The 4,800-nt window shown below is 72.3% G+C and carries 5 protein-coding genes; all 5 read left to right on the forward strand.

What is annotated here, in order from left to right; genetic code table 11:
- The first annotated feature begins 345 nt into the window (after positions 1–345).
- Positions 346–1,698, forward strand: a complete 1,353-nt coding sequence (locus tag PROKR_RS09820) for a glycoside hydrolase family 6 protein (RefSeq protein WP_245605773.1) — start codon at positions 346–348, stop codon at positions 1,696–1,698.
- A 172-nt stretch (positions 1,699–1,870) separates the two neighbouring features.
- Positions 1,871–2,629, forward strand: a complete 759-nt coding sequence (locus PROKR_RS09825; protein WP_036962728.1) for an alpha/beta hydrolase family protein — start codon at positions 1,871–1,873, stop codon at positions 2,627–2,629.
- 227 nt (positions 2,630–2,856) lie between these two features.
- Positions 2,857–3,144 (forward strand): phosphoribosylformylglycinamidine synthase subunit PurS, encoded by a 288-nt coding sequence (gene purS / locus PROKR_RS09830; RefSeq protein ID WP_036962638.1) that lies wholly within the window; start codon positions 2,857–2,859, stop codon positions 3,142–3,144.
- Positions 3,144–3,890, forward strand: a complete 747-nt coding sequence (gene purQ, locus PROKR_RS09835) for a phosphoribosylformylglycinamidine synthase subunit PurQ (protein WP_051432836.1) — start codon at positions 3,144–3,146, stop codon at positions 3,888–3,890. Before purS ends, purQ begins: the two co-directional genes overlap by 1 nt.
- A gap of 27 nt (positions 3,891–3,917) precedes the next feature.
- Positions 3,918–4,800: GNAT family N-acetyltransferase (locus PROKR_RS36895; RefSeq protein WP_051432837.1), on the forward strand; the 883-nt coding region annotated here is incomplete at its 3' end.

A 4,800-nucleotide genomic window follows, 5' to 3' on the forward strand; every position in this document is an offset into this window, starting at 1 on the left:
AGCTCTCGGCGCCGGCCCCGACCGGCGCGGCACGGGATCCGGCCCGGGTGGGGAACAGCACCCGAGGGCGGTGGAGCCGCCGTCGGGCACCGTGGCGGTGGGGCGGCTGGTGGTGCGCGGTTCGACGGCGCCGCCACCCGGCGGCTAATCGTTTAAGACGGTTCTGCCACGGCCAAACGGTAGGCAAAGTTGCGCCATGCCGCGGCGGAACGAACCGCCGTGGTGCGCGGACGGTCGTCCGGCCCCGGGGGCCGGCGCGACGCGCGCTCGGTCCGGCCAACGGAGGTCACCGTGTCATCAGCACCTCGCCGCACACGCGGCACGTCCCCACACAGGTCCCGCACCGTGGCGGCAGCGGCAGCGGGCGCCCTGCTCGCGGTTCCCGCGCTCGTCGCCGTCCCGAGTGCTCCCGCCGTCGCGCTCGAGGACAACCCGTTCGTCGGGGCCGAGCAGTACGTCAACCCGGACTGGTCGGCCCTGGTCGAGACGGCCGCCGACGAGGTTGGCGACGCCGCGCTCGCGGCGGACATGCGGGCGATCGCCGACGAGCCGACGTCGGTCTGGATGGACCGCATCGCCGCGATCGAGGGCACCGAGCGGCAGCACGGCCTCGAGTGGCACCTCGACCAGGCGGTGGCGCAGTCCGGCGGCTCGCCCCTGGTGTTCAACGTGGTCATCTACGACCTGCCCGGCCGCGACTGCCACGCCCTCGCGTCGAACGGCGAGCTGCCCGCCACCGCGGCGGGGATGACCCGGTACAAGACGGAGTACATCGATCCGATCGTCGCGCTGCTGGACCAGCCGGAGTACGCGAACCTTCGGGTCGTCGCGACGATCGAGCCGGACTCGCTGCCCAACCTCGTGACCAACCAGTCCGACGCCGACTGCGTCGCGGCGGCCCCGTACTACCGCGAGGGCGTGCAGTACGCGATCTCCGAGCTGTACGAGGTCGGCAACGTGTACTCCTACATCGACGCCGCGCACTCGGGCTGGCTGGGCTGGCCCAACAACTCCAGCGGCGCGGCGCAGGAGTTCGCGAACGTCATCGAGGGCAGCACCTACGGGTGGGCCGCCGTCTCCGGATTCGTCACCAACACGGCAAACACCACGCCGCTGGAGGAGACGTTCCTGACCAACCCCGACCTCCAGGTCGGTGGCGGCCAGGTGAAGTCGGCGGGCTGGTTCGAGTGGAACCCGGACTTCGACGAGATCGACTGGACCGCGAACCTCTACGACCTGATGGTCGCGCAGGGCGCGCCGTCGAGCATCGGCATGCTCGTCGACACCGGCCGCAACGGCTGGGGTGGGTCCGCTCGTCCGACGGCGGCGAGCACGTCGACCGACCTGAACACCTACGTCAACGAGTCCAAGGTGGACCGTCGCAACCACCGCGGCGCGTGGTGCAACCCGGCGGGCGCGGGCATCGGCGAGCGGCCGACGGTCGCGCCGTCCGGCCACGCCGAGTCGCACCTCGACGCCTACGTGTGGGTCAAGCCCCCGGGCGAGTCGGACGGCTCGTCCACGGAGATCCCGAACGACGAGGGCAAGCGGCTGGACCGGATGTGCGATCCCACGTACCAGTCCAGCGAGCTGGGCGGGCGGTTCACGGGCGCCCTCGCGGACGCCCCGCTGTCGGGGCACTGGTTCCAGGCCCAGTTCGAGATGCTCGTGGCCAACGCGTACCCGGCGATCAGCTAGGGCCGGCCGCATCTCCCCTCCGAGACCTGAGCTTCTCCGCTGTCGGCCCCCGGGAGCGGAGAAGCTCAGGTCTCGAAGGGGAGGCTCGGCCCCGTCTCGCTGCGCGTCGGCGTCATCTCCGCGAAACTCGGGTGGCGTTAACATCGCCGCTTCGTCGAGAAGGGGAGTGGTCGTGGCTGAGCGCGTCACGTTCGAGAGCACCACGGGGCCGCGCCTCGCGGGCATCATCGACCGGCCGGATGGCGAGGTGCGCGGCTGGGGCGTGTTCTCCCACGGGTTCACGCTGGGCAAGGACTCACCGGCCGCGGCACGGATCTGCAAGCAGCTCGCGGCCGAGGGCATCGGGATGCTCCGCTTCGACAACCTGGGTCTGGGCGACTCCGAGGGCGACTGGGGCGACGGCTCGTTCACGCACAAGGTGGCTGACACCGTGCGGGCCGCCGAGTTCATGGCCGACCACGACATGCCGGTGCACCTCATGGTGGGGCACTCCTTCGGTGGCGCGGCGGTGATCGCCGCCGGTGCCGACGTCCCGGGCGTGCAGGCGGTGGCGACCATCGGCGCCCCCGTCCAGCCACGGCACGCGGAGCACAACTACGACGCCGTCCTGGGCCGGGTGTTCGACGACGGGCACGCCCAGTGGATGGTGGGCGGCCGCGCGCTCACGCTCAAGCGACACTTCGTGGAGGACGTGCGCCGGGCCGAGCTGCGCTCGAAGATCCGGGAGCTCGGCTCCCCGCTGCTGGTGATGCACTCGCCGACCGATTCCACGGTGGACATCTCGAACGCGGGGGAGATCTTCCGCGAGGCCCGGCACCCGCGCTCGTTCGTGTCGCTGGAAGGAGCGGACCACCTGCTCACCGCACCCGGCCAGGCCAAGCGTGCCGCGCGCATCATCAGCGCCTGGGCGGACCAGTACCTCACCGCGTGACAGGGGGCTTCGGCGACCCGCGTGCGCACTGCTGTACTCCTGACCTGCCATGACGTGGACGGGGATGGCATCCCCGCCGGTCGATGAGGCGATGAGGAGGGCGTGATGAGAGTGCTCTCGTCGCGTGCGGCGGCGGACCCGGACGCAGGTCACTGTCCACGCACAGCGGGGCACCCCGCGGCGCAAGTAGACTCTTCCCGGAATTCCCTCACCTTCAAGGAGCCTTCGTGGGACGCGTCGTCGTCGAGGTCATGCCCAAGCCCGAGATCCTGGACCCCCAGGGCAAGGCTGTCGTCGGAGCGCTGCCGCGCCTCGGCTTCACCCAGTTCTCTGGTGTGCGTCAGGGCAAGCGGTTCGAGCTCGAGGTGGACGGTGAGGTCACGCCGGAGATCCTCGCCGCCGCCCGGGAGGCCGCGGCCACCCTGCTGTCCAACCCGGTGATCGAGGACGTGGTCTCGGTCGCCGACGCCGCCGCGGTCCCGGGTGAGGCGACCGGCACCCCGGTGAACGCCTGATGTCCGCGACCGAGCCGGTGCCCGTCGCCGCCGCGGCCGGCATCGCCGAGGCTCGCATCGGCGTCATCACGTTCCCCGGCACGCTGGACGACCGGGACGCGGCGCGCGCCGTGCGCCTGGCCGGTGCCGAAGCGGTCTCGATCTGGCACGCCGACGAGTCGCTGCAGGACGTCGACGCCGTGGTGCTGCCCGGCGGGTTCTCGTACGGCGACTACCTGCGCGCCGGCGCGATCAGCCGGTTCGCGCCCGCCATGGCGGCCGTGGTCGACGCCGCCAAGGGCGGCATGCCGGTGCTCGGCATCTGCAACGGCTTCCAGGTCCTCACCGAGGCGCACCTGCTGCCGGGTTCGATGGTCAAGAACGACCACCTGCACTTCGTGTGCCGGGAGCAGTCGCTGGTCGTCGAGAACGCGCACACGGCCTGGACCAACGAGTTCCGCCGCGGGCAGCGGATCACCATCCCGCTGAAGAACCAGGACGGCCAGTTCGTGGCCGACGAGCGCACGCTCGACGAGCTCGAGGGCGAGGGCCGCGTGGTCTTCCGCTACGACGGCTGGAACCCGAACGGTTCGCGCCGCGACATCGCGGGCATCACGAACGAGCGCGGCAACGTGGTGGGTCTCATGCCCCACCCGGAGCACGCGGTGGAGCCCGGTTTCGGCCCGGCGTCCGCCGAGGGTCCGCGCGCCGGTGTCGACGGCCTGACGTTCTTCACGTCGGTGCTGTCCTCGCTGGTCCACGCGTGACCATCGGTCCGGTCCGGGCGGGCGGTCATGGTCGCTGAGGTTCTCGCGGGCCTGACCGTCGAGACAGTCGGCTGGGACCACGTGGACGCCGTCCGCCTGCGCGCGGACCAGCAGCAGGAGATCGACCTGCGGTACGCGCAGCCCGGGCGGCCGTCGACGACGGACGCCCACGGCGCGCCGGTGCCCGACGCGCGGGACCAGGTGGACCCGTCGAACGTCTTCGCGACCCTGCTGCTGCGGGTCGACGGTGAGCCGGCCGGGCACGCCGCGCTGCGTGACCTGTCCGGCCGGGACGACTACCAGGGCGGCCTGCACCCCGACGGGACCGCCGAGGTCAAGCGCGTGTACGTGGCGCCCCGCTTCCGCGGCCGCGGGTTGTCCCGGACCCTGATGACCGTCGCCGAGGACGCCGCCCGCGCAGCCGGCGTGCGACACCTCATCCTGGAGAGCGGGCTCATGCAGCCCGAGTCGCTGGGGCTGTACCTGCGCCTGGGTTACGACCCGGTCGAGTCGTTCGGCGTGTTCTCGGACGAGCCGGGCTCGCGCTGCTTCGGCAAGTGGCTGGTGGACGACGCCGGCCCGCAGGCTCCCGCCTCGCTGGTCGAGTCCGTCGAGCCCGTCGAGACCCCGCGGACCCCACGGACCCCAGCGGCACCGGTGCTCCGCGAGGTCCCCTGGGACGACCCCGACGCCGTCGCGCTGCGGCGCGACATGTGGGCCTACCTCGAGCCGCTCTACCCGCACCTGGCACGGGTCGTCGAGGCCCGTGGCGGCCACGACGTCGTCGACGTCGATCGGGGGCGCACCGCGCTCGTGACCGTCCTGGCCACGTTGGACGGCCGGCCCGTCGGCTGCGCCACCCTCGCGCCGTCGCCCGTGGGCCCCGAGCACCTCACGGCCGACCCGCTGC

It is taken from the genome of Promicromonospora kroppenstedtii DSM 19349 (assembly GCF_000515355.1).
GTDB lineage: Bacteria > Actinomycetota > Actinomycetes > Actinomycetales > Cellulomonadaceae > Promicromonospora > Promicromonospora kroppenstedtii.

Coding starts and splice junctions, on each gene's coding strand:
- purQ (WP_051432836.1), top strand. CDS start 3,144: ATGTCCGCGACCGAGCCGGTGCCCGTCGCCGCCGCGGCCGGCATCGCC.